The organism is Nostoc sp. CHAB 5836 (assembly GCF_020829445.1).
Taxonomy (GTDB): domain Bacteria; phylum Cyanobacteriota; class Cyanobacteriia; order Cyanobacteriales; family Nostocaceae; genus Nostoc.
The window spans coordinates 25,324-49,116 of the sequence record NZ_JAIVFV010000020.1 but is presented as its reverse complement, the minus strand read 5'-3'; the positions used below and the strand labels follow the sequence as shown (position 1 = coordinate 49,116).

The 23,793-nt window shown below is 43.4% G+C and carries 23 protein-coding genes; 11 read left to right on the top strand and 12 right to left on the bottom strand.

The features are described 5' to 3' along the window. Nucleotides 1–149: 149 nt before the first annotated feature. From LC605_RS06525 to LC605_RS06505, 5 genes are all read left to right on the top strand, one after another. Nucleotides 150–692 (top strand): hypothetical protein, encoded by a 543-nt coding sequence (locus LC605_RS06525; protein ID WP_229546744.1) that lies wholly within the window; start codon nucleotides 150–152, stop codon nucleotides 690–692. Between the two features lie 56 nt (nucleotides 693–748). Next, a complete protein-coding gene (locus LC605_RS06520; protein ID WP_229546743.1) occupies nucleotides 749–1,315 on the top strand; it encodes a hypothetical protein in 567 nt (188 codons plus the stop codon). A 38-nt stretch (nucleotides 1,316–1,353) separates the two neighbouring features. Next, nucleotides 1,354–1,977, top strand: a complete 624-nt coding sequence (locus LC605_RS06515) for a hypothetical protein (RefSeq protein ID WP_229546742.1) — start codon at nucleotides 1,354–1,356, stop codon at nucleotides 1,975–1,977. A 475-nt stretch (nucleotides 1,978–2,452) separates the two neighbouring features. Then, nucleotides 2,453–2,647 carry a DUF2256 domain-containing protein gene (locus LC605_RS06510; RefSeq protein WP_229546741.1) on the top strand — a complete coding sequence of 65 codons (195 nt, stop codon included), beginning with the start codon at nucleotides 2,453–2,455 and terminating at the stop codon, nucleotides 2,645–2,647. Continuing rightward, nucleotides 2,647–3,600: an isoaspartyl peptidase/L-asparaginase gene (locus tag LC605_RS06505; RefSeq protein ID WP_229546740.1), complete on the top strand. Its 954-nt coding sequence runs from the start codon at nucleotides 2,647–2,649 to the stop codon at nucleotides 3,598–3,600. The genes LC605_RS06510 and LC605_RS06505 overlap by 1 nt, the downstream gene beginning before the upstream one ends. Here the strand turns inward: LC605_RS06505 and LC605_RS06500 are convergent. The 5 genes from LC605_RS06500 to LC605_RS06480 all read right to left on the bottom strand — a co-directional run bounded on the left by LC605_RS06500 (nucleotide 3,591) and on the right by LC605_RS06480 (nucleotide 8,113). Beyond that, nucleotides 3,591–4,013, bottom strand: coding sequence for a DUF29 family protein (locus LC605_RS06500; protein WP_229546739.1), 423 nt, complete (start codon nucleotides 4,011–4,013; stop codon nucleotides 3,591–3,593). The genes LC605_RS06505 and LC605_RS06500 overlap by 10 nt on opposite strands. Nucleotides 4,014–4,403: 390 nt before the next feature. Continuing rightward, a complete protein-coding gene (locus LC605_RS06495) occupies nucleotides 4,404–4,613 on the bottom strand; it encodes a type II toxin-antitoxin system HicB family antitoxin (protein WP_229546738.1) in 210 nt (69 codons plus the stop codon). Between the two features lie 47 nt (nucleotides 4,614–4,660). After that, a complete protein-coding gene (gene glmU, locus LC605_RS06490) occupies nucleotides 4,661–6,013 on the bottom strand; it encodes a bifunctional UDP-N-acetylglucosamine diphosphorylase/glucosamine-1-phosphate N-acetyltransferase GlmU (protein ID WP_229546737.1) in 1,353 nt (450 codons plus the stop codon). A 387-nt stretch (nucleotides 6,014–6,400) separates the two neighbouring features. Continuing rightward, nucleotides 6,401–7,621, bottom strand: a complete 1,221-nt coding sequence (locus LC605_RS06485; protein ID WP_229546736.1) for a two-component system response regulator — start codon at nucleotides 7,619–7,621, stop codon at nucleotides 6,401–6,403. A 318-nt stretch (nucleotides 7,622–7,939) separates the two neighbouring features. Beyond that, nucleotides 7,940–8,113 carry a hypothetical protein gene (locus LC605_RS06480; RefSeq protein WP_229546735.1) on the bottom strand — a complete coding sequence of 58 codons (174 nt, stop codon included), beginning with the start codon at nucleotides 8,111–8,113 and terminating at the stop codon, nucleotides 7,940–7,942. A gap of 85 nt (nucleotides 8,114–8,198) precedes the next feature. Here LC605_RS06480 and LC605_RS06475 point away from each other — a divergent pair, with 85 nt between their 5' ends. The 4 genes from LC605_RS06475 (at nucleotide 8,199) to LC605_RS06460 (ending at nucleotide 12,506) form a co-directional block, all read left to right on the top strand. Then, complete coding sequence (locus LC605_RS06475; RefSeq protein ID WP_229546734.1) at nucleotides 8,199–9,020, top strand: sulfurtransferase; 822 nt, start codon at nucleotides 8,199–8,201, stop codon at nucleotides 9,018–9,020. Nucleotides 9,021–9,317: 297 nt separating this feature from the next. Further along, nucleotides 9,318–10,130 (top strand): inositol monophosphatase family protein, encoded by an 813-nt coding sequence (locus tag LC605_RS06470; protein ID WP_229546733.1) that lies wholly within the window; start codon nucleotides 9,318–9,320, stop codon nucleotides 10,128–10,130. A 217-nt stretch (nucleotides 10,131–10,347) separates the two neighbouring features. Next, nucleotides 10,348–11,292, top strand: coding sequence for a J domain-containing protein (locus LC605_RS06465; RefSeq protein ID WP_229546732.1), 945 nt, complete (start codon nucleotides 10,348–10,350; stop codon nucleotides 11,290–11,292). Continuing rightward, nucleotides 11,292–12,506: an ATP phosphoribosyltransferase regulatory subunit gene (locus tag LC605_RS06460; protein WP_229546731.1), complete on the top strand. Its 1,215-nt coding sequence runs from the start codon at nucleotides 11,292–11,294 to the stop codon at nucleotides 12,504–12,506. Before LC605_RS06465 ends, LC605_RS06460 begins: the two co-directional genes overlap by 1 nt. 287 nt (nucleotides 12,507–12,793) lie before the next feature. Here LC605_RS06460 and LC605_RS06455 read toward each other — a convergent pair whose 3' ends face one another. Then, nucleotides 12,794–13,702, bottom strand: a complete 909-nt coding sequence (locus LC605_RS06455) for a tetratricopeptide repeat protein (protein WP_229546730.1) — start codon at nucleotides 13,700–13,702, stop codon at nucleotides 12,794–12,796. Between the two features lie 220 nt (nucleotides 13,703–13,922). Between LC605_RS06455 and LC605_RS06450 the strand changes: the two genes are divergently transcribed. Continuing rightward, on the top strand, nucleotides 13,923–15,482 hold the full coding sequence (locus tag LC605_RS06450; protein WP_229546760.1) for an efflux RND transporter periplasmic adaptor subunit: 1,560 nt from the start codon (nucleotides 13,923–13,925) through the stop codon (nucleotides 15,480–15,482). 270 nt (nucleotides 15,483–15,752) lie between these two features. Then, entirely contained in the window at nucleotides 15,753–17,024 is a 1,272-nt protein-coding gene (locus LC605_RS06445; protein ID WP_229546759.1) for an ABC transporter permease, read from the top strand. A gap of 56 nt (nucleotides 17,025–17,080) precedes the next feature. Here LC605_RS06445 and LC605_RS06440 read toward each other — a convergent pair whose 3' ends face one another. The 6 genes from LC605_RS06440 to LC605_RS06415 all read right to left on the bottom strand — a co-directional run bounded on the left by LC605_RS06440 (nucleotide 17,081) and on the right by LC605_RS06415 (nucleotide 23,663). Further along, entirely contained in the window at nucleotides 17,081–18,076 is a 996-nt protein-coding gene (locus LC605_RS06440; protein WP_229546729.1) for a 2-dehydropantoate 2-reductase, read from the bottom strand. A 193-nt stretch (nucleotides 18,077–18,269) separates the two neighbouring features. Further along, nucleotides 18,270–19,727 carry a sorbosone dehydrogenase family protein gene (locus tag LC605_RS06435; RefSeq protein ID WP_229546728.1) on the bottom strand — a complete coding sequence of 486 codons (1,458 nt, stop codon included), beginning with the start codon at nucleotides 19,725–19,727 and terminating at the stop codon, nucleotides 18,270–18,272. Between the two features lie 724 nt (nucleotides 19,728–20,451). After that, nucleotides 20,452–21,189 (bottom strand): cobalt-precorrin-6A reductase, encoded by a 738-nt coding sequence (locus LC605_RS06430; protein ID WP_229546758.1) that lies wholly within the window; start codon nucleotides 21,187–21,189, stop codon nucleotides 20,452–20,454. Next, on the bottom strand, nucleotides 21,189–21,608 hold the full coding sequence (locus LC605_RS06425) for a DUF1636 family protein (protein ID WP_229546727.1): 420 nt from the start codon (nucleotides 21,606–21,608) through the stop codon (nucleotides 21,189–21,191). Before LC605_RS06425 ends, LC605_RS06430 begins: the two co-directional genes overlap by 1 nt. A 511-nt stretch (nucleotides 21,609–22,119) precedes the next feature. Continuing rightward, the gene (gene cobA, locus LC605_RS06420; RefSeq protein ID WP_229546726.1) at nucleotides 22,120–22,899 is read right to left on the bottom strand and encodes a uroporphyrinogen-III C-methyltransferase; all 780 of its coding nucleotides are present in this window, start codon (nucleotides 22,897–22,899) and stop codon (nucleotides 22,120–22,122) included. Continuing rightward, nucleotides 22,896–23,663, bottom strand: a complete 768-nt coding sequence (locus tag LC605_RS06415; RefSeq protein WP_229546725.1) for a sirohydrochlorin chelatase — start codon at nucleotides 23,661–23,663, stop codon at nucleotides 22,896–22,898. The genes cobA and LC605_RS06415 overlap by 4 nt, the downstream gene beginning before the upstream one ends. Between the last annotated feature and the right edge of the window lie 130 nt (nucleotides 23,664–23,793).

The following is a 23,793-nucleotide window of genomic DNA, read 5'->3' as shown; positions in this document are numbered from 1 at the left end:
CGTTGTTCCATTGGAAGTTATGCAGAAAATTCCGTTTAATACTCTAAATAAGGATGTTATACGGAAAGTTTCCGTATAATAAATAGTTAGGTTTTTGCACTATGGTATCGTTTTACCATGCAAGTCGTCTTTTTAAGTGGAGTAAGCAAATGAATTTTTTAAAAGGCTCAGTAGTTTTTGCTTTTCTATTAGGTATTGGAATATCGACCATCTTCGGAGTTAAAAATTCAGGAAATGCTCAGACACAGGGTTCTGAACCAATAATTGGGCAAATGCCCCCAACTACGAAAAGTCCAATTGGAAATAATGTTGGACTTGACGAGCTTACAGCACTTTTCAAGACATCTGAAGCAACAAAAGCTAAACCAATCAGAAAAGTTATTATTACAATTCCAGGAGAAATGTCTGATATCTATCGACGAAGGGTGGCTGCGAATACTGCGATTAGAGAGTTCTTTTTGATAGCTGACAAAGAGTCTTTTAAGTATGATGGCGATACTCCTAGACCTGCGCCAGACATAACTGCTCCTCAGGGATTTAAAGCTATGCTTCCTAATGGTGGAGCCATAGTTTTAAAATTAAGAGAGGAAAACAATGGTAAGAAGCAAAGCACCGTTGGCGAACTAAGACTTAAAGATCACGGAATTCCAGGCTATGAGGAAGTCACACAGATTGAATTTGTAGGAGAATAAATTTTTCTAAGTGCTTTAGGGACATTATTACAGTTCAAAAATCTTTTGAGGTTGATATGAAATTTCAGTTTTCGCGAGCCTTTAATTTTGGAGTTGCTTTAGTCAGTGGAATTATTTTTGGTAATGCAACTATTGGTTTAGCCGTAGGCACAGGATCAAGCCTTCTGAACCGAGGAATTATTAAGCCCAGTAATGAAAGGCTTGCTCCTGAGGAAAGGTTCAAGCAAAATTACTTGATCGCTGCCAGTCCTCAGCTTGACAATTTACTGTACAACTTTTCCTTCAAGTACAGCAATACAGTTCGTTACTATAAAGTCACATCCCCAGACCATTATGCAGCATATACTTTGGCATGGTTAGAGTTTAGTAATGTTGTCGAAGCATCTTCTGTTGCTTCGCCCGTATTTACTCCTACAGCAGGATGGATATATACGGCTAAGTTAAAAGGCGGAGGCAACGCAAACTTAAGAGAATATGGCTCTTCCCCTCAAACTGAACCTACGATCGATCTTCTGAATCATTACACTGGCACACTCAATGGGCAAGTTTTTTCGCTTGTAAAAGAAGTCAAATTTCCATATAAAAAGCCACTTTTTTGCCCCGCTTCCACAACTGGGTGTTAGTTCGTTTCTCAAAGATCTTTTAGATAGAGGTTGGAATCATGCGTATTCTCACAGATAAGGAATATTATTCTGAGGCCGAACCTAAATTGAGACAATTATTTCTCAACGAGAATCCTAAGCTACCTCAATTCGGATCTAATGCTGAAGAAGTTAAACTCTTATATGAGTATTTCCCCCCAGATGTAGAAGTTGTTAATGCTCTTATAAGTACTGCCTCACATATGGGAGATTCAAGTTTATACCTATCTATTGTTAATATTGTCGATTTCAATTCATCTATGACCAAGCATTGGTGGATTTCTTTTGAGGAGATATCTACATATCTATCTATTGATACCAACGCTTTTGGCTTATCTTATCAATTGGAGAGTGTGATTTTTTCACCTCAAGGAAAGTGGGCTCTAATGAGCAGTTTTGAAAGGTATGCAATATTAGCAGGAACCCAAAATTTCATTCAAAATTTTTCAAAGCACTTTTCTGACATAGATAGACAGATATTCGGCTATTTGAAAATATTTAGAGAATGTCTTAATATGGACGGGATCGAAAAAGTTAATATTGCTTGGTTGGGCGATTTTTTAAAGAGCGTATATGGCATAGAGAAGGCTGAGGAGATATTAAAAGTATCTGAATTGGAAAAATATGTTAATTTAATGCCTTGATGGAACTGAGTAAATACTTAGACCATCTACTCTCAGACTATAACCCTCTGAATTAGGCTACTGGTCTATCGCATTAATTCTCAGGGGTAAATAAGTTCGTAGTAAGGACTTTAGTCCTGGATTTTTAAGCACTGAAGTGCTTACTACAAACTCATCATATTCAATGAGACAGACCAGTAGTACGTAAAAAAACTCTCTAACTCTTATTCCTTCGTGTTCTCTGCGTCGCGCCAGTTGCTTCTCCTGTCAAAGACGCTGTGCGTAGCTTGCTTCTCAGGGATACAACCCAACGCACTGGCTTCTCTGTGGTTCGCTTTTCCGTTGCTTGGGCGTAAGTTCTGAGAGAAATAAAATCTACCTTTAGATAGATTGACAACACATTTATTCGCCGAAAGTTTCCTCCGTTCGTGGCAAACTGGTTATAATTATTTTCCATCTCTCTCAGAAATCAAATTATCGTATAGACAGTATTTATATGGGACGTGTTCCTTCTAAATCTGACCTACCGACAAAAATCTGTCCGGTATGTCAACGTCCTTTCACATGGCGTAAAAAGTGGCAAGATTGCTGGGACGATGTGAAATACTGCTCAGAACGTTGTCGTCGTCGCCGTTCTGAAGCTCAAAATGAAACTAACCGCAACACAGACGCAAATAGCGCAAGGGATTAATGGAGTTACAGGTGCAACCTAAATTAATTATTCATGGGGGGGCTGGTAGTTCTCTCCACGGTAAGGGAGGATTGGAATCAGTGCGCCGATCGCTCCATACAGTAATAGAAGAAGTCTATTCTCTGTTATTGTCAGGAGCAACTGCCTCAGAGGCGGTGGTGCAAGGTTGTCGAATGCTCGAAGATAATCCCCGCTTTAATGCTGGTACTGGTTCAGTATTGCAATCTGATGGGCAAATCCGCATGAGTGCTTCCCTAATGGATGGTGCATCAGGGCGGTTTAGTGGTGTGATTAATATCTCGCGGGTGAAAAATCCCATTGATTTAGCGCAATTTTTACAAAGTTCGCCAGACCGAGTGCTATCGGATTTAGGATCGGCTGAGTTGGCGCGGGAAATGCAAATTCCCAGCTATAACGCTTTAACTGATTTGCGGTTACAAGAGTGGATACAAGAGCGCCAGGATAATTTTAAAAGCACAATGGCTGGTGTGGTAGCAGAACCCGAACTCATAGAAACCAGCAATGCTGGACGTGGCACCATCGGAGTAGTAGCTTTAGATACCTACGGTAGGCTAGCTGCTGGCACTTCTACTGGTGGTAAGGGTTTTGAGCGGATTGGAAGGGTAAGTGATTCTGCGATGCCAGCAGGGAATTACGCTACTAGTAATGCTGGTGTTAGCTGTACTGGGATTGGCGAAGATATCATTGATGAGTGTTTAGCTGCACGAATTGTAGTGCGTGTGACGGATGGGATGTCTTTGAAGGAGGCTATGCAGCGCTCTTTTAACGAAGCCTACCATAACAAACGGGATTTGGGAGCGATCGCCTTAGATTTCAGTGGAGCGATCGCTTGGGGAAAAACCAGCGAAATCTTACTCGCCGCCTACCACGACGGCGAAAAAATTGGTGATACTTTGGAGTGGAATGACAACGAACTGATCGGCTATTGTTGAATCAGTTTCAGCGCTTCGGCTAAAGTTTCCTGCTGGTCAACCATTGCAGCTAATTCTTGGGCTTCATAACGCCCCTCAAAAGCTTCTAGCGCCGCTCTTTTGAGTGCCACTTGATATCCTTGTTGTAGAATATCCATTAATTCTGCTTGATTCAAGTAAAAACCACCGGATTTGCGGCGCTTGTTTATTTTGTTGATTTCACGCACCGTATTTTCTATGGAAACATCCCAAGAGCGAGTCGAACGTTTTTCAGCTTTTTGTTTAATTAAATGGATGAGAAGAATCACACCATAACTATCAATTTTATTGATTTTGTCACTGAGACTCATTTCTTCTAACTCATCCACCAAAAGCAGCGCTTCATGGATTTTGCCTTGTTCTAGAAGTTGTCTAAGTTCTAGCAGTTCTTCCATACTAAATTGTGTTTGTCTTGCTCTAATGACACACTTCCCCAGCCGACGAAAGAAGGCGCAGCTTACCCGACACTTACCTCTAGGCGTGTAAGGGACTGACAAATAAAAAAATACTCAACTATTTATTGTGGGGTGGGCGAGACGCCATTGGTGTCAACTTAACGTAGAAGTTATGTCCCGCAAGGAACTGAAGTTCCTTGCTAATAACAAAAGTCTACTGAAGTAGACTAAATATTTCCAATAATCTTTAGTCTACTTCAGTAGACTTTAGCTATTAGCCTCGAACTTTAGTTCAAGGCGGGTGATGTAGGCAACAGTTAAGCATTCCTAGCTTAAGTTGACACCAATGGCGAGACGCCCACCCCACAAGATTGGGTAATTTATTTGTTGTCAGTCCCTAATAAAGACTTCTGTAATTAGCCGATCTTGGACTTCAGAGGGGTCAGCTGTCTCAAAAAATAATTCCAATGCTTCAACCAAATTACTGCGTGCTTCTTCGATGGTGTCACCTTGGCTAGCAATATCTAATTCTGGACAAAGGGATATATAGCCCTTTTGTTCACGCTCAATAATCGCGGTAAGTTGTTTTGTTTTTCTCATCTTTTACCTGTAGTTGAATCAGCTAATCTGATGATTTCATTATCACTTTATTGGCTCTTCCTGCGCCAAGCTGGTTTCACCACCTGACGACTACGAGCGATCGCCAGAGAATCATCAGGCACATCTTCTGTGACTGTAGAACCAGCTGCGATGTAGACATCATCTCCCAAGGTGAGTGGAGCCACTAAAACGCTATTGGCACCAGTTTTTGTGCGATCGCCGATTTTGGTACGATGTTTCTTCACGCCGTCATAATTGGCAATAATTGTACCAGCACCAATATTCACCTGATTACCAACAACGGTATCACCTATATATGACAAATGTGCTGCATTCGTGCGATCGCCTAATTGAGTATTTTTCAATTCCACAAAATTCCCCACACGACAACCAGCACCCACTTGTACCTGACCGCGTAAATGAGCATAGGGGCCAATTCTGCTTCCTGCTTGCACAGTACTATTTATGACTACCGAATACTGTACCGTGACATTTTCACTCAACTGGCTATTTTCAATTAAACTTCCCGGCCCAATGTGACTTCCGGTTTGAATCACCGTATTTCCTCGCAGGTGAGTTTGGGGTTCAATAATTACATCCGGCTCTAATTCTACGGTTTCATCAATGGTGATGCTTGTGGGGTCGATGAGGGTGACACCCGCCAGCATCCATTTTTCCTTGACTCGCCTTTGCAAAATTTCAGATGCTGTTGCTAGTTGCAGGCGATCGTTAATGCCGAGAATTTCTTGGTAATCTTCCACATCCACTGCCATCACTTGTCCAACCTGAGTGACGGCATCGGTGAGATAGTATTCTTTTTGGGCATTGTTTGCCTGTAGGTGGGGCAGCACCTTTGCCAAATCTTGCCAGCGAAAGCAGTAAACTCCAGCGTTAATGCGGTGATTTTCTCTTTGAGCAGCAGTACAATCCTTATGTTCCACCATTTGCTGCACAATATTTTCATCGTTACAAAAAACGCGCCCGTAGCCGGTGGGATCGGGTAGGTGCGAGGTGAGGATAGTGGCAGCGTTTTGATTTCGGGTGTGAGTTTGTAACATCTGCTTCAGGGTTTCGGTGCGTATCAACGGTAAATCACCGTTAAGCACTAGCAAATCCCCAGTGTAGTCTTCCAAGTGAGGAAGTAATTGTTGGATGGCGTGACCTGTCCCTAATTGCACAGTCTGTTGGACAAACTCCAAACTCTTAATTGAATGCATGGCGGCTTCCACTTCCTCGGACTGATATCCCACAATCAAGATTCGCCGTGAGGGGGAAACTGGTTCTACACTTTCGAGAACTCTCTCGACAAGCGATCGCCCACCTAAAGAATGTAAAACCTTGGGTAAGTGTGATTTCATCCGTGTGCCGCGTCCCGCCGCTAGAATTGCTACAACTACCATAATTAGCTATCAGCTATCAGTGAAATTATAATTGACACTCTCAGCCTTGAAGGAACTGAGATTCTTGAATCAAAGACATAACTTGCTCAAGCAGGTTTTCACCAACTAGAGTAGAGGTTTCATCTCCCCAAGGGGGGAAGAGCGTCTAGTGCAAAGGTTTTGGTATGCCCTACCGTACCCAATCCTCGACTAAGTACAGATGCAGCATAAAAGCCTGGCGAATTGAGGGTTGAAATTTAAACGCATAGGCGCCTCGCCTTCCCGTAGGGTAGGTTCGCAGAGAATTCGCTACGAATTTATGAAATATTGTACTAAGGATATTTCTAGCAGCGTTTTCATCTCTATCCATCACACATCAGCACAAACATACGTGCGTTTTAAAATAATTTAATAACAGGAGCGAATAAATTCGGCAAACTGCTGCATTAGTTTGGGATTACGCCAACCGGAATCAGTTTCTTCTTGCATCACTGAAAGTGCTTCTGCTGAAGTAAAAGCTCTTTTGTAAGGCCTTTCGCTAGTTAGGGCATCGTAAATATCAATCAGCTGAAATATTTGCGCTAGGTAAGGAATATTATCCCCCTTGAGTCCATCAGGGTAGCCTGAGCCATCCCAGCGTTCGTGGTGATGGCGAATAATCGGAATTACACCCCGCATACTGCGTAGTGGCTGGCAGATTTTTTCCCCAATCAAAACGTGCTGCTGCATGATTTGCCAATCTTCGGGAGTGAGTTTCTCTTTTTTCAGCAGCACTGCATCGGGAATACCCACCTTACCGATATCGTGGAGATAACTACCCCACATCATATCTCGAATTTGGTAGCGTGAGAGGTCGAGGTATTCACCAAAAAGTTGTCCCAGTTTTACCAGTCGTTCACAATGGTTGCCTGTATTGGGATCGCGGCTTTCAATGGACATGGCAATGGAAAATAGTACTTGTTCGGCATGGTCTAAATCTTCGTTCAGACGCTTTTGCCGCACCAAGGACTTTAGACGCGCCGCCAGTTCCACACGATCAAAGGGTTTGGTGAGAAAATCATCTCCCCCAACTTCAATTCCGCGAATGCGCGATCGCTTGTCATCTAACGCGGTAATAAAAATCACTGGGATTAGCCTAGTCTGCTCATCCTGTTTCAGCAATTGGCACACTTCAAATCCATCCATTCCTGGCATCATCACATCCAGCAAAATCAAATCTGGTTGTTTTTGAGTTACCAATCCGACAACAATGGAACCACTGTCCGCCTCAATTACTTCGTATCCTTCCATCCCCAAGAGGGTGACAGCAGTCATGCGACTGGCCGCATGATCATCAACTACTAAAACCTTCGGCGGATCTAAATCAAACCCATTGCCTTCAGAATCTTTGGCTTGTAGTATTCTAGAGACCATTGAATCATCACCCCAATTAAGATCGGCTTTCATCCAAGAAGACACTGCTTGGCGATCTTCAATGATCAGGTCTTTTTGAGATAAGTCTAAAGAATAATCCTCCACTTTTGGCGATCCTACGGCATGAGTTGAATCAATACTCTTCACTGTGCTAATGGCGTTTGAACCACTAATAATTTTTTCTGAAAAGGCTGTATCGTTTTTCCATTCAATCACAAAGGCACTCCAAGTTATTGCAGAAGTTAATCATGTTAGCTTTAAAAAGCAAATTTAATATTCGACTGTATTGTAGCCAGAGTTTCCATAGGGATTATGCATTATGATCAGCTGCCGATCTAAGTCTTTCGCAGCATCTATTTTTATGTTACGAACAATTGGGATATTGTTGTCAATTTTTTTGCTTATAATTTTCAGTATGATGAATTTTTACAAATGTTCAAACAGGTTTTTTACGGAGATTCTTTAATCTAGTACAGCTTGGCAAAAATAAGCAGACCATTAAAAGCCAATACGCTTGGGTTAAGACTAAAACTCTCAGTAAAAGTCAGTTTTTTTTACGAACCGCCTTCTCTTCTTAGGCTGCGCCAACGCGTTAGCGTCTCCCCTTCTCCCAAACATGGGGTTAGGGGATGAGGGGGATGAGGGGGATGAGGGGGATGAGGGGGATGAGGGGGCACGAGAAGAATAACTTTTACTCCAAACTCCCAACTCCTAAGTCCCAACTCCCAACTCCCAACTCCCAACTCCTAACTCCTAACTCCTAACTCCTAACTCCTAACTCTCTGTTTGCCCAATGCCCAATCCCCAATTTGTTGTTTCGCCAGCTTGGCTGTTTGAACATCTAGAAGATCCGCAAGTCGTGGTTGTAGATTGTCGCTTTTCTCTGGCCGATCCACAGCTAGGGCAACAACAGTATCAAACAAGTCATATAAAAGGGTCATATTACCTAGATTTGAATCAGGATCTTTCCAGTCCAGTAGTTAAGCATGGCGGGAGACATCCTTTACCTAACCCCAATGACATAGCTAACAAATTGGTTGCCATCGGGGTAAATTACCAAAAGACTCTAATTGTAGCTTATGATGATTCGCGCTTTACCTTTGCGGCTCGTCTGTGGTGGCTATTGCGCTATCTAGGACATGAGCAAGTAGCAGTACTGGATGGAGGCTTTGCTGGATGGCAAAAAGCTGAGTATCCTGTTACAAATATTATTCCTCCGCCGCGAATGGGTACGTTTGTCGCTCAAGTGCAAACAGAAAAGGTTGTGGATATTACAGCCGTGAAAAACCGGAAACATAGCCCCGAGGTAGTATTGGTAGACTCAAGAGAAAGCGATCGCTACCGAGGTGAACGAGAGCCAATTGATCAAATTGCAGGTCATATTCCCGGTGCAGTCAACTATCCTTGGCAAGAAGTTACAGACTCCAATGGCTACCTACTCCCTGAAGAGGAACAACGCCGTCGCTGGGAAAAGTTAGAAACAGCCAAAGAAATCTTGGTATATTGCGGCTCTGGTGTTACTGCTTGTGTGAATTTACTTTCTTTAGAATTAGCCGGCATTAGCAAGGGTAAACTTTATGCTGGTAGTTGGAGTGATTGGATTTCTTATTTTTAATCCAACCTCTTAACAGGGATAGTCGAGACGCGAAATTTCGCGTCTCGACAAGAGACGTCTGGTGAAAAAGAATTGTTTTGACGTAGCAGTGCTACGTCTCTACAAGGGTTCTGGGTAACGCATATTTAATTTCACCAGATGTCTATTCTGTATGAAGATCCGCCAAACTATATGAGCAACGAACCGCAAAGGGCGCATTCGCGCAGCGTCTCGTAAGAGAAGGACACAAAGTAAAGAAAGAAAAAGCCAAGAGAATTTGGCGCAGCCTCAGAAAGAAATGGTATAACTCCTAACATAATGACAAATCTACAAATTTTTCTAGATATTGCTACGGAAGCGGCCTTAGCGGCTGGTGCTATTTTGCAAGGTTACTTGGGTAAGTTAGAAGACGCAATTATTGAAAAAGGACGCTCTGGTGATTTAGTCACTGCTGCTGATAAAGCCTCAGAGGAGTTGATTTTAGAAATTTTGCGTCATCACTTTCCCCAACACTCCATCCTTGCTGAAGAATCAGGGAAATTAGGGAATCAAGAGAATGAATACCTTTGGGCAATAGATCCTCTAGATGGCACAACCAACTACGCTCATCAATACCCATTTTTTGCCGTTTCCATCGGGCTGTTAATTAATGGTCTTCCCCAAGTTGGTGTAATTTATGACCCATTCCACAAGGAGCTATTCCGTGCTGCTGCTGGCTTGGGAGCAACTCGTAACCATCATCCCATCAAGGTTTCTGTAACATCTGAACTGAGTAAAAGCCTACTAGTGACAGGATTTGCCTACGATCGCCGCGAAACCTCGGATAACAACTACGCAGAATTTAGTCACCTCACCCATCTTACCCAAGGAGTCAGGCGTAGCGGTTCCGCATCGTTAGATTTAGCATATGTTGCCTGTGGACGTGTCGATGGTTACTGGGAACGAGGGCTTTCTCCTTGGGATATTGCCGCCGGGATAATTTTGGTACAAGAAGCCGGAGGCAAAGTTACCGCCTACGATGGCAGTCCTGTCAAAATTGAGTCAGGTAGAATTCTCGTTACAAATGGTTATATTCACGACTCCCTCAGTAGCGAACTTTCACAAGTTCCGCCACTTTCAGCCTGGGTATGAGGGGAGTAGGGGGAGTGACGGGACAACAAACGACAAATACTTCGACTCGCTTAAGAGCGGGACGCTACGCGTTCGACTGCGCTCAGAGCAAGTCGCTCAGTACAAGTGACAAATGACAAACGACAAATGACAAATGACAATTTGCTACTGACGAATCACGGATCAACCGAAGTAAACTAGAAGGAATCTAACTGCTCCTTTGGTGCAAGAGCTACATATGTCTTTCAAAATAGATCGTGGACTATTTAAATATGATTTCATAGATAATCACGCAGTATTGTGTGTTCCAGTTGATGTGGATGTCAAAGAGATTCGCAAACGCTATCTGCAAATCGCCCGCCGTTTGCACCCAGACAGTAATTTGACTCAAACTGCTGCTCAAAAACAGCTAGGAAACGAATTGCTATCAAAGCTGGTTAATCCAGCTTACGAGAAACTGTCTGCCGATCGCACTCGCGCGGAATATATTCTAATTTTGTCGCAAATCGGCAAGCGTCTGGTACAAGAGTCTAATTCGATAACTCTAAACACCGACTTGGCTAGAGAGTTAGCAGATACCCCTAATATGGAGCATTTTTATAAAAGTGCGATCGCTAAACTAGCCCAAACCCAATATGATTCTTTAGAGCAAGCACTGCAAGTTACTGCCCAAGCTAGTGAGTTGAATTTAGTCTATTTAATGCGCAGTGCAAGCAAAGCATCCGCAGCGCCGCCGCCACCTGCTCAACCCAAAGTCCAATCAGGTAAGCCTCAAGTAAATACACCACCAGTACCAGCGCTAGCAAAAGAAGACACGATTGTCGAACAGTACATTCGTCGCGCTCAATCTTTGATTGACAAAAACCAATTTGCCCAAGCCAAAGTAGAGTTGCAGGATGCGCTGAAGCTAGCACCTAAAAATAGTCACTGCCATAGCTTAATTGCAATGGTGTATTTGAAGCAAAATCAGCTAAAAATGGCAAAAATCCACTTCGACAACGCTCTAAAATTAGACCCCAATGACGAAATGGCATTGCAATGGAAACCTAAAATAGATAAAGCTTTAGGACAACAACCTAGCGATCAGAAGGTGACTTCATTCGCCAATAATGGAGATAAGCAATCAGATAAATCTGGTAGTGGTGGTTTGTTCGGTGGTTTGTTTGGTGGGAAGAAAAAATAATGGTGTATCAACCAGCAGCGGGAGCCAGGGATTTATTGCCCTTGGATGTGGAGAAAAAACGCTGGATTGAAGATAGATTACAGCAGGTGTTTCACCGTTGGGGATATCACATGATTATCACCTCGACTTTAGAGCGTATGGATACGCTGATGGCGGGGGAAGCAATCCAGCGTCAGATGGTGATTCAACTACAACAAAATGACGAAGATGATGAGTTAGGGCTACGTCCAGAATTAACAGCATCTATTGCTCGTACTGTTGTCACTCGGATGGCAGGTGCCACTTATCCGCAACGCTTGTATTACAACGCTAATGTGTTTCGCCGCACTTGGGAAAGTAGACACAATCGCCAACAGGAGTTTTATCAAGCTGGGGTGGAGTTGTTAGGTGCTGGCGGATTGCTAGCCAATGCAGAAGTGCTGCTGTTAGTAGCAGATTGTATGGCAGCACTGGGTTTGCAGGGATGGCATTTAATTTTAGGGGAGGCGGGAATTACGCGATCGCTCCTGAGTGCCTTTCCTGATCATCTACAAAATCAAGTTCGCAGTGCGATCGCTCATCTCGACCGGATTACTATAGATAATTTACCCTTAAGTGACAAACTACGCGATCGCGCCCGAATCATCATGGATTTGCGCGGGTCAAGTGCAGAAGTGTTACAAAAAGTCAATAGCCTAGATCTAGACGAAGAACAGCGAGAGGCAGTAAATAACCTCAAATACCTAGTAGAATTACTAGAATCAGAGAACAAATTCCCCTTAATCCTTGACCTTAGCCTCATCCAGACCATAGATTACTACACGGGTATTGTCTTTGAAGTTGTCAACGATACCGAATCCCAAGCCAGAGTTTTAGGGCGAGGTGGTCGCTACGACCAACTTTTAGGGCTATATCATCCCCAAGGAGAAAACATACCCGGAATTGGTTTTGGGTTAAACATCGAAGAATTATACCAAGTATTGTTGTCTACTCAGCAATTACCACAGACAACCCCAGCGAGTGATTGGTTGGTAGTATCAGAGACACCGAGTGCTAACGTCGCCGCCTTTGCCCACGCGCAACAACTCCGAGATTCTACTGATTTGGTGCGGGTAGAAATTGACTTGGGAGGAAGAGATGCAGACGCTATTCGCCAATATGCACGCGATCGCGGCATAGCCCAAATTGCTTGGATCAAAGCTGATGGCTCACCAAGCATTGAATCATTGCGTTAAGTGAGTGGGGGATTGGGCATTGGGCAAACAGAGAGTTGGGAGTTGGGAGTTGGGAGTTGGGAGTTAGGAGTTTGGAGTTTGGAGTGAGGAGTTGAGAGTTTGGAGTGAGGAGTTTGGAGTTTGGAGTGAGGAGTTATCAGTAGACATCTGGTGAAATTAAATATGCGTTACCCAGAACCCTTGTAGAGACGTAGCAATGCTACGTCAAAACAATTCTTTTTCACTCCTATGTCTAGTGAGGAGTTGAAATATTTAACTCCCAACTCCCAACTCCTAACTCCTAACTTTTATTGAGTCGGCTGTTTTTCCGGGACTGATGATGAGTTTTCTCTTTGCTGTAGGGCTGCTTGAATACGGGGTAACTCGAGGAATTTTTTCGTATCAGACAGTAGGCGATCGCCCCAGAGATTTTCTTTGAGGAAATCCAAATTAGCATAGCGGGAATCGATACGGAGTGCGGTTTCTCCCAAGGTTAGTCCTTGTTGGCGTAAGCGTAGCTCGCCGGAGGCATCGCCTTTAGTATACAGTGCGACTGCCAAGGCTAATAAAGGTTCTGCGGCTTGTTTATCAAGGGTTATAGCAGATTGCCATCGCTTAATAGCTTCAGGTATATCACCCTGTTCGTAGTTGATTAAGCCAATATTGTTAATTGCTGGCCAGAATTTTTTATCTTGAGAGACTGCTTGATCGTACTGTGCGATCGCATCTGGCAATTTACCCATCATATAGTAAGTATTACCCAAATCAAACAACCCCTCTGGGTCATTGGGTTTTAACTTCAAACCCTCTTGGTAATTGACAACAGCACCCTGGTAATTTTTCTGCTGAAAATTAACTGAACCCAAAGCAAACAGAATATCAGCATTTTTGGGGTTGATAGATTGCCCTTTTTTCAGGCTAGCGATCGCCCCGTCAAAGTCTTTAGTTTGTATTTGCAATCCACCTAAGAGCAACCACACTTTCTCATTTTTAGGAGCCAGTTGACTAGCCAGCCGCGCTCGTGGCAAAGCTAATTCAACCTGTTGAAACTGAGCTAGTTGAGCCGCCTCTTGTGCCAAGGTCAACCCCTGCTTCTCTAACTTTGTCGCATCCAGTTGTAGCGTATGGGGCATTAATGCCTGCGCGTTAGCGGCTTTTGGCATACTCCACAAACTACAGACCATTAGAAGAGAAATCAAACGAACATATTTAGGCACATTACCGCCTTTAAGCCACTAATCAATGAATCTTTCAGCTAGCTTAAACGATCTCCGCTCTTGACGGCAGCAAAATCTTACCAATCTTGGGGAATGGTGAACTGGAGAAAACCGCCACAAACCCAATACCTCACTCCCTAACTAAACAAATTGGTGACTTTGGTCATACATCAGTTTCAACTTTTTGATCAATAATCATTATGTATGAATTTATATGGATATGAAAATTGATACATCAGAAACCGTGAATTCATCAGTTTTGGTTCCAGAGGTAAAGAGAAAAAAGGGAAGAGGTAATTGGCTCTCTTGGCTAATTGCTCTTTGCCTTTTGGGTGGAATTGGCTATGCCGTTTATTACCAAGTAACGGTTGCTCCTCGTCAACAAGCCAGCCGCCGGGTGCTAACAAAGCCTGTAGAAAGGCAGAGTTTAACAATCACAGTTTCAGCGAACGGAACGGTGAAGCCTGAACGGTCAATCAACCTCAGCCCGAAAAACTCAGGCATCCTGAAAACACTGCTGGCAAAGGAGGGAGATCTTGTCAAACAAGGACAGATTGTAGCTTATATGGATGATTCCAACCTGCGGGGGCAACTCACCTCTGCTCAAGGACAATTGGCACAAGCCGAGGCGAATTTGCAAAAAGCGATCGCAGGTAATCGCCCTCAAGATATTGCTCAAGCTCAAGGAGTATTAGACGAAGCCGAGGCGAATCTGCAAAAAGTACAAGCAGGTAATCGCTCTCAAGATATAGCCCAAGCACAAGCACGCTTGCAAAGCGCTCAAGCCGCCCTTCGGAAAGCAGAAGATGATTTTGTTCGTAATCAGCAACTTTACAATGCAGGCGGTATTTCCCTTCAGACTCTTAACCAAAACCGTGCCAATCGTGACAGCGCTCAAGCTAACGTCAATGAAGCACAGCAAGCACTCGCTCTGCAAAAAGCCGGATCACGCCCAGAAGATATTGAGCAAGCACAAGCTGTAGTGAAGCAGAGACAGCAAGCTTTGGCACTCCTGAAAGCCGGAACACGCCAAGAAGATATTGACGCAGCCCGCGCCCAAGTAACATCTGCTCGCGGCTCGCTGCAAAACATCCAAGCCCAAATCAATGACACGATCATTCGCGCCCCTTTTGATAGTGTGGTAACAAAAAAGTTTGCTGATCCCGGCGCTTTCGTCACACCCACAACCGCCAGTAGTGAAGTAGCTTCTTCTTCTTCTTCTTCAATCTTGTCTCTAGCTTCCACAAATGAAGTTGTCGCAAATTTAGCAGAAACAAATATTTCTAAAATCCGCCTTGGTCAAAAAGTCTCGATTAAAGCAGATGCCTACCCAGGAAAAACCTTTGAAGGTAAAGTGAGCCAAATCGCTGCCCAAGCAATAGTAGAGCAAAACGTCACCAGTTTTGAAGTGAGAGTATCACTTTTAGACCCTCAAAGGCTACTGCGGTCTGGGATGAATGTGGAAGTAGATTTTCAAGTCGGTAAAGTTGAAAATGTTCTAGTAGTGCCAACGGCCTCAGTGGTGCGTCAAGAAAATGCCACAGGCGTGTTTGTGGCTGGAGCAGATAACAAACCTGTGTTTACTCCCATCGACACTGGCGTTACCGCGAATAACTTTACCGAAATTAAGTCTGGATTGACAGGAGACGAGAGAGTATTGCTCAGTTTCCCACCAGGGTCACGTCCGCAATCAACACCACGAGGAGGAGTTTTTCCTGGTCTGGGAGGAGGAGGTCGTTCAGGCGGTGGTGGTCGTTCTCAAGGCAGTGGTTCTCCTTAAAGTTAGTTTTAAATCAATATGCTTGGGTTAAGGCTTAGGAGACTTCCAAATTAAAAAACATTCAAAAATCCTCTCTCTTCTTCATCTCTCTGTGCCCTCTGCGCCTCTGTGGTTCGTTTTCTCGGATAATTTATTTCTTGGAAATCCCTAACTCTTTGTCAAAGTCAATTTTTTTAACGAACCGCAAAGGACGCAAAGGACGCAAAGGAAGAGAAGGAAGAAATGCTTAACTCAACTGTATTGAGTTTTAAATAAAACCTTATGTTTAAGATATTTAAGGGCTTTTACAAAGCTAAGAATACCGGGACAGTGCCGTTGCTGGAAGTCTTGACAATGGCGGCAGAGACTCTGTGGAGTAACAAATTACGCACAGGTTTAACTATGTTGGGTGTGATTATTGGGATTTCTTCAGTTATTGCCATTACTTCTGTCGGTCAGGGAGTACAAAAGGGGGTTGAGCAACAGATACAAGCATTGGGTACAGATGTCATCCAAATTTTGGCAGGTGCAGCAAGAAGCGGGAATGTCCGACAAGGTGTAGGTTCTAGTAGCACGTTGACTTTGGAAGATGCTAAGGCGATCGCTACACAAGCACCATCAGCACAGATGGTTTCTGCTTATCTCCAACGCAATGCTCAAGTTGTATATGCAGGACAGAACACCTCAACAACTATTTATGGAACAGATTTGAATTACCCAGAAGTCAGAAATACCCACCCCCAGCAAGGGAGATATTTTACTCAGGAAGAACTAGATACTGCCGCACAGGTTGCTATTCTTGGCCCCACAGTCCAAAACACGCTCTTTGGACAGGGTGTAAATCCCATCGGCAAGAGAATTCGGATTCAGGGAGAGGCTTATGAAGTAATTGGGGTGATGGAGCCTAAAGGTTCTCAGGGGCCGATGGATCGAGATGACCAGATTTTCATCCCTCTGATTACTATGTCGAAGAGACTGGTGGGAAACAATGCCCTGGTAGGCGTTTCTGTAAATGGAATTTTAGTCAAAGGTGCCAATCAGGAGCAGTTAGAAGCGGCTCAGTTTCAAGTCACCAATCTTTTACGGCTACGTCACAATATTTATCCGCCCCAAGCCGATGATTTTCGGTTGACTAATCAAGCTGATATTGTTAGCACCTTCACTAATGTTGTGGGTTTATTTACAATCATGGTGGTAGCGATCGCGGGAATTTCTCTGGTCGTCGGCGGCATTGGTATTGCTAACATTATGCTAGTTTCTGTGGTCGAGCGGACGCGAGAAATCGGGATTCGCAAAGCCGTAGGAGCGACTAATTCAGCCATTCTCAATCAATTTTTAGCCGAAGCCATCGTGATTTCTATTGTCGGCGGATGTATTGGGATAGCGACTGGCATTTTATTAGCCTTTGTAGCTGCAAATATATTCAAATTTCCGTTTGTAATTTCTTTATTGTCGATCATTGCTGGTTTTGGACTCTCGTTAACTGTTGGCTTAATCGCTGGGGTAATTCCAGCACGCAACGCATCAAAATTAGATCCAATAACTGCTTTAAGAAGCTACTAAATAATTCGTAATTCCAAACTCCAAACTCCTAACTCCAAACTCCTAACTCCAAACTCCTAACTCCAAACTCCTAACTTTCTTTGTTCGGTTGCCTCCAGCAGCTTGACGCTGGCATATATAGCATCAATATAAGGTGTGGGAATTTGAGTGAGTTTTCCCAATTCTGCCACCGCGCCAACAATAGCGTCTATCTCCATAGCGCGTCCGGCTTCAATATCTTGTAGCATCGAGGTTTTGTGGGCACCAACGTTTTCTGCCCCATTAATTCGCTCCTCCAAAGTGATGCCAAACTTTATACCCAAATTTTCTGCGATCGCTTGAGTTTCAGTCATCATTTGCCGCGCTAGTTCACGGGTGAGGGGATAGCGACAAATATCCTCTAAGGTAGCACCAGTTAAGGCACTGATGGGATTAAACGCCACATTCCCCCACAACTTGACCCAAATTTCCGTGCGAATTTGATTGCGGATTGGTGCTTTGAATCCTGCCTGTTTTAAAGCCTCTGCTAATAATTGGATGCGTTCGGTTTTAGTACCGTCGATTTCACCGAGAGTAAAGCGATCGCCTTCAATATGTTTAATTACACCTGGTTCAATTATCTCAGTTGCCGGGTAAACCACACAACCGATGGCGCGTTGGGCACCGATACTAGCTTCAATAATCCCATCTGGGTCAACAGATTGAATTCGCGTACCTTCATACTCACCGCCGTGCTGACGAAAGTACCACCAAGGAACGCCATTTTGGGCTGTCACCACTATGGTGTGAGCATCATATAGTGCAGGTAGAAAAGGGGCGATCGCAGGTACACTGTGAGCCTTCACAGTTAAAATTACTACATCTTGTGTTCCCGCTTCCTGGATATCGCTAGTTGCCAAAGATGGAGTAGCAATTTGGCTATAACCGTCTGCCATCAACAACTTTAGCCCATTTTTTTGAATTGCTTCCAAATGAGAACCACGAGCAATCAGCGTCACTGCTTCACCAGCCAGTGCTAATTTTGCCCCTAAATATCCACCAATGGCACCCGCACCAACAATACAGATTTTCATTGACTGCTGTACTAAGCTTGAACTTCGCCCGCATTTGTTACAACTTCTGACAATTCAGGTTATGTGGAAAAGTCTACCAAAAACCTAACCCCCTAACCCCCAACTCGTGGCGGGAAGGGGGAAATTCAAAGTCTCTCTCCTTAAAGGAAGAGAGATTTAGAGAGAGGTCTTCCAAATGCCGTGAAAAGTCAGGTTACAACTTGCGCGATCGCACAATTTTTCTCACCTTACCATCGCTCTTAGAGGTTACATAAATTTCTCCCTGTTCGTCTACCCCAAGCCTGACATCAGAACGTTTACTACCAACTATTTCTAGAAAAGAAGTTTCTTTTTGACCATCAAAAAGTCTAAGTTGTTTAATCTTTGCTTGTTTCCCATTAACAAGTTTATCCACAGGTACATGAAAAAAGCGTCCATCGTTGCCAAAATCAGCAAAAATATACTGACCGACTAATTCTGGAATGGCTTTACCTCTATAAACATAACCGTCGGCGATCGCAACTGAATAAGAACCCTGCCAATCAGCAGGTTTATCATGGTCATATTGAGCAACCGGATATGTGTAACCATATTTGGCATCATCTTTAGGTAAAGGAAATAGAGCATTTTCATTCTTTTCATCTATCACCCACGTTCCCTCACGATTCCCCCATCCGTAATTAGCACCTTTGCTCCCAAGATTTATTTCTTCAATCAAAGCTTGACCGATATCAACAATTAACATTTTGCCTTCGCCACCTCTATCCCAACTAAAACGATGGGGATTACGTAACCCATAAGCCCAAATTTCCCCTAAAGTTTTGGGATTGTTATCCAAAGCAAAAGGATTATCTTCAGGGATGCCGTACTTGGTGTTAGCGCTGTTGTTACCAAAAGGATCTATACGCAGAATTTTTCCTAGAGGTACACTCAGGTCTTGTCCATTATCTAGAGGATCTGTATTGCTGACAGGAAAGCCATCACTTCCTCCGTCTGCTATAGCAATGTACAACATTCCATAATCAACATCTCCAGGTTTAGTATTAGGATTAAAGCCTAATTGCCCGACATTATGGTCTGCATATGGCTGTTCAATCCGGAGAATTTCTCGAAAATTTCCCGAAAAAATATTAGAAGCAGGATTAGTAGTTTTCCATTCTAGAACTACGTCATGGTGAGAACTTTGGATGATGTTACCTGCCCGATCAATAATTGTTTTAGTTACAGGAAAATCAGGAAGGGAGTTATTTTTTTCTTCGCTGTGTACAGTATAAAAAATTCCATTTTGGCGAAATTCTGGATGGAAGGCAAAATAAGAAAAACCTTGTTGATTGGTTTTATTCCTAAAAGCTAAGATTAATGCCTTTAAATCCAAGTAAACTGAGGCTTGATTATTATTAATTACATAGAGTTTGCCACGCATATCATTGACGAATAACCTACCGCTACCATCACCTGCATTGGCTAACAGATTCAATCTAGCAATTCCCTCTTTCTTTGGCTCTATAAGGCTTTTGGGTATTTGCACCACTTCTTGTAGACCTACGGAAAGCTGGGATTTTTTAATCTTTTCAACAATCGGATTTGTAATTTGAGCCGAAGAAATATTAGAAAACACCAAGTTGAAAAACAAGGCTATACAGATACCAATTAAAATGTATGATTTCTTCATGATTCAGTCATAAATAGCTTTGAGTTTATCCAATCTCGGCTGATCTTATTAATAAAATAAAATTAGCCTCAATTCCCATAATTATGGAATTCCTTACAACCTGAGTCCGATCTAAGCCAATACGGTTCGGTTAACCAAAAATCTCAATTTTTAGAATCCTAAAAGGTTGATGATTCGGTTCTACTCCCTTCCAGCCGAAAGATTATCTATTCTGTATTACATCAAAATACATAAATAAACATTACTCGTTTTCTACCCAGGGAGGTGGGGTTGACAATCTAGGTAATTATTGTACTACGCTATTCTTATAAGCATACTACATTGATCGATAATTTTCTAGCGGGAAGGGAGTAGTTTTGAGAATAATGTCAATAGACATCTGGTGAAATTAAATATGCGTTACCCAGAACCTTTGTAGAGACGTAGCACTGCTACGTCTCTATATTCGCCGAAAGTACGAGATTCGGTGGTTACGCACCTGTCTATCAAGCAATACACTTGGGTTAAGCATTTCTTTCTTCTCTCTGTGTCCTCTCCCCCTTCCCTAGTAGGGAAGGGGGCTGGGGGGTTAGGTTTCGTGTTACCTTTTCCACATGACCTGAATTGTCAGCTCTTAGAGAAGGCAGTTCGTTAAAAAATTGATTTTGTAACAGAGTTTTAGCCTTAACCCAAGCGTATTGGTCTATCAAGGGTTTTCAGCCAGTCATCTTATAATAATTCAATCTTAGCAACGATTAAATAGCCATGCTAAAGCAGCATCAATATTACTAACCTGCGCCCCTGGCGGTATGGCTGGACGATTTATCATCACAACCTTCACGCCCAGTTCTCGCGCTGCGATAATCTTAGGCTTTGTAGCATCGCCACCGCTATTTTTACTCACAATGGTATCAATCTTGTTGTGAATCAGGATTTGCCTTTCATTATTAAGGGTAAAGGGCCCGCGATCGCACAATAGGATCCCCGGTGGCACTAAAGCATCATCGGTAGGAGGGTCAATCATCCGCATCACAAACCAAATTTCCTCTAGGTGAGCAAAAGCGGCGAGTTCTTGCCTACCAACGGTCAAAAACACGCGCTGTGCCTGGTTTGCTACAGATGCGGCTGCGGCTTGAACGCTGTCAACTTCAATCCAGCGATCGCCACTGACTTTTTCCCAAGGCGGACGAATTAACATTAAACGTGGTATTCCAACTTCCGTTGCAGCATCTGCCGCATTGAAGGAAATCTGAGTAGCAAAAGGATGGGTTGCATCAATTAATAAGTCGATTTCCATGACTCGTAGATAGCTAGCCAATCCAGCCACACCACCGAAGCCTCCAACCCGCACTTCGCCCAAAGGTATTGACGGTTCACGGGTGCGGCCAGCTAGGGACGTGATTACTTCTAACCCTTGGATAGTGGTAACTTTAGCAGCTAGTTCTGCTGCATCACCCGTCCCCCCCAGAATCAAAACGCGCATCATGAAGATAAAGGTGGAATCTTTGCTAAAATGCCCTTCTTCATTGCTTCTGGACGCTCTGACCAAGGCAGCAAACCATCTGCTTTGCCATAGTATTGACTAGCACATTGCAGTACCGCAGAGGCACTACCATCAACGGCTAAATCACCGAATAAATATGTTAATTTGCCTTTGGCAGCAAAGGCGACTACACAAGAATGATTACAAGCACTCATGCATTCAACTTCTTGAATTGCGAATTGATCTCGTAACTCCCAATCCTGTGCAAGCTGCTGAAGTTGCTGTAAAAGTTTTTCACCACCACTTTCACCTAAGGGTTTTCCATTTTGCCAAACGCTGGCACAGGTTTTACAAACAAATAAAGTATGTTCAGCAATACCCAAGGGACTGGTTGGCAAAATATTTACAGTCGTAGTCATCTGTACCTCGCAGATATGTGGAAATGATCAATTTATTTCGGCGGGCATCCTGACTCACTCAATTTGCGATTTTCGATTACTTAGTTCGTTAATCTCAAATTGGTTCACGGTTGCTCCCAAGGGCCGGATTTGCACCGAACTTTAAGAGTTACCTCTGGTAGCTGACTTCCACCAGAACCGAATAACCTTATTGATCATACACTACGGTCATCTGAAAATACGAAATGTTGTGCGATCGCAACTGCCGAGATCCGCGATTTTTGGTAAATAAAAGGGTTAGGATTTACGCAACTGGCATATTATTTGGAGTTTGTAGTCAGGACTTTAGTCCTCGAAATCAGGGCTGAAGCCCTGACTACAAACTAAAAGCTTTTATTTTTTGTCACACTTGCGTAAGAGGTTGTTTGAAAAGTCCTCTTGTTGGTAAAAAAACATTTTAGATCCCCCTAAATCCATGCCACTTGCTCATGGGGTTGCTAGAGATACGAAACAACAAGCTTTGCGTCAACCATCAAACTGGACGACAAGCAGACAAAATACTGTGCATATTCACTACTTCTCCAATGACTGCGATCGCAGGCGCACCAAATCCAGTTTGCTCTACCTGTTTGACAATTGTCTCTAATGTCCCAATCAATTCTTCTTGTTCTGGCCGCGTACCCCAGCGCACTAAAGCAATGGGCGTTTCTAAACTCAACCCAGCTGCAATTAACTGTTCGACAATATAAGGCAGATTGTGAATTCCCATATAAATTACAATGGTTTGGGAACCGTGAGCGATCGCACTCCAATTCACTCTCGGTTTATACGTAGCATTAGCTTCATGACCAGTTACAAAAGTCACTGAGGAACTATATAGCCGATGAGTTAAAGGAATACCTGCGTAGGCTGCTGCTGCAATCCCCGATGTGATACCTGGCACAACTTCTGTTGATATTCCAGCTTTGACTAACTCTGTCATCTCTTCGCCACCGCGACCAAAAATAAACGGGTCGCCACCCTTTAGCCGCACTACAATTGGATGATCCTGCGCTTTATCAATCAACAATTGAGTTGTTTCTTCTTGCAACAGCGAATGTCTCCCCGCACGCTTACCAGCATTAATTTGCTCTGCTTGGGGATTAATCATTGCCAGAATTGCCGGACTCACCAAGGCATCATAGATCACTACATCTGCACATTCCAACAAACCTTTCGCCTTCAGGGTTATTAGTCCTGGATCACCTGGCCCCGCACCTACTAAATAAACCTTTCCCAAATACTTGTTATCCTGTTTTTCTCTGCGGCTCATCTATCTGTTAAATCCCAAATTAGCTCGACTAATTCTGCACTTGCTCCCAATGGCTGCGCCAATTGAAAATTCACCGCAGAAAATTGTAATTTTAGCTCCTCTATTGAGGCAGCGATCGCATCAGTTATTCCACCAGCGAATAAAAAGTATGGGAAGATAGCAATTTCTTTATAACCAGCAGCTACCAACTCTTTTACGCGTGATTCTAAACTCAAAGGATTAGCCCAATAAGCACTCACCATTCCCAAACTCGCCGCCATTGCTTCCACAGGTTCTTGAGAAAGAGGGCGACGGCTACCATGAGCTAATAGAATCCATGCTTCTGCTTTAATAGCAGCTATTTGCTTTGCCAGCAATTTCTCTAATTTGGGGTGAGAGCCTAAATGTGGTTGCAACTCAATCATGATATCTTGACCAAGAGTGTGCTGTGCTAGTGCTACTTCGGCTGGAATATCTGACATTACGTGGACTCCCGGTAGCAGAAATAACGGTAAAATTTGGAGGTAATTCTCGTTTTCAGACACTTTGCGTAGGCGTAGCCCGCCGCACACATCACCAAAAGCGCTCTGAGCAAATTCAACAATTTGCTCGTGTAAAGGCTGAGGATTCATTTCTAAAGCAGCGATACCAACCAGATGTTCGCTATTTGATGAGTTCTGGTTTTTCGGCAATTTTTTACATACCAGCTTTGCTAGTTGCTGCATAGCAATTTCTGGGCGGCGATCGCGACTTCCGTGAGACACTAGCAGATAGGCAGATGACATCGGCAAAGCTTGAACTCTTGGTTACTAATTCTCATATCTTACTTAAGATTTCAATTGATGATGGATCAAAAAATGTCTTAGAGGATGTTTTAAAAGTATTTGACTGTGATTTTAGGCACTTGTTGATCCC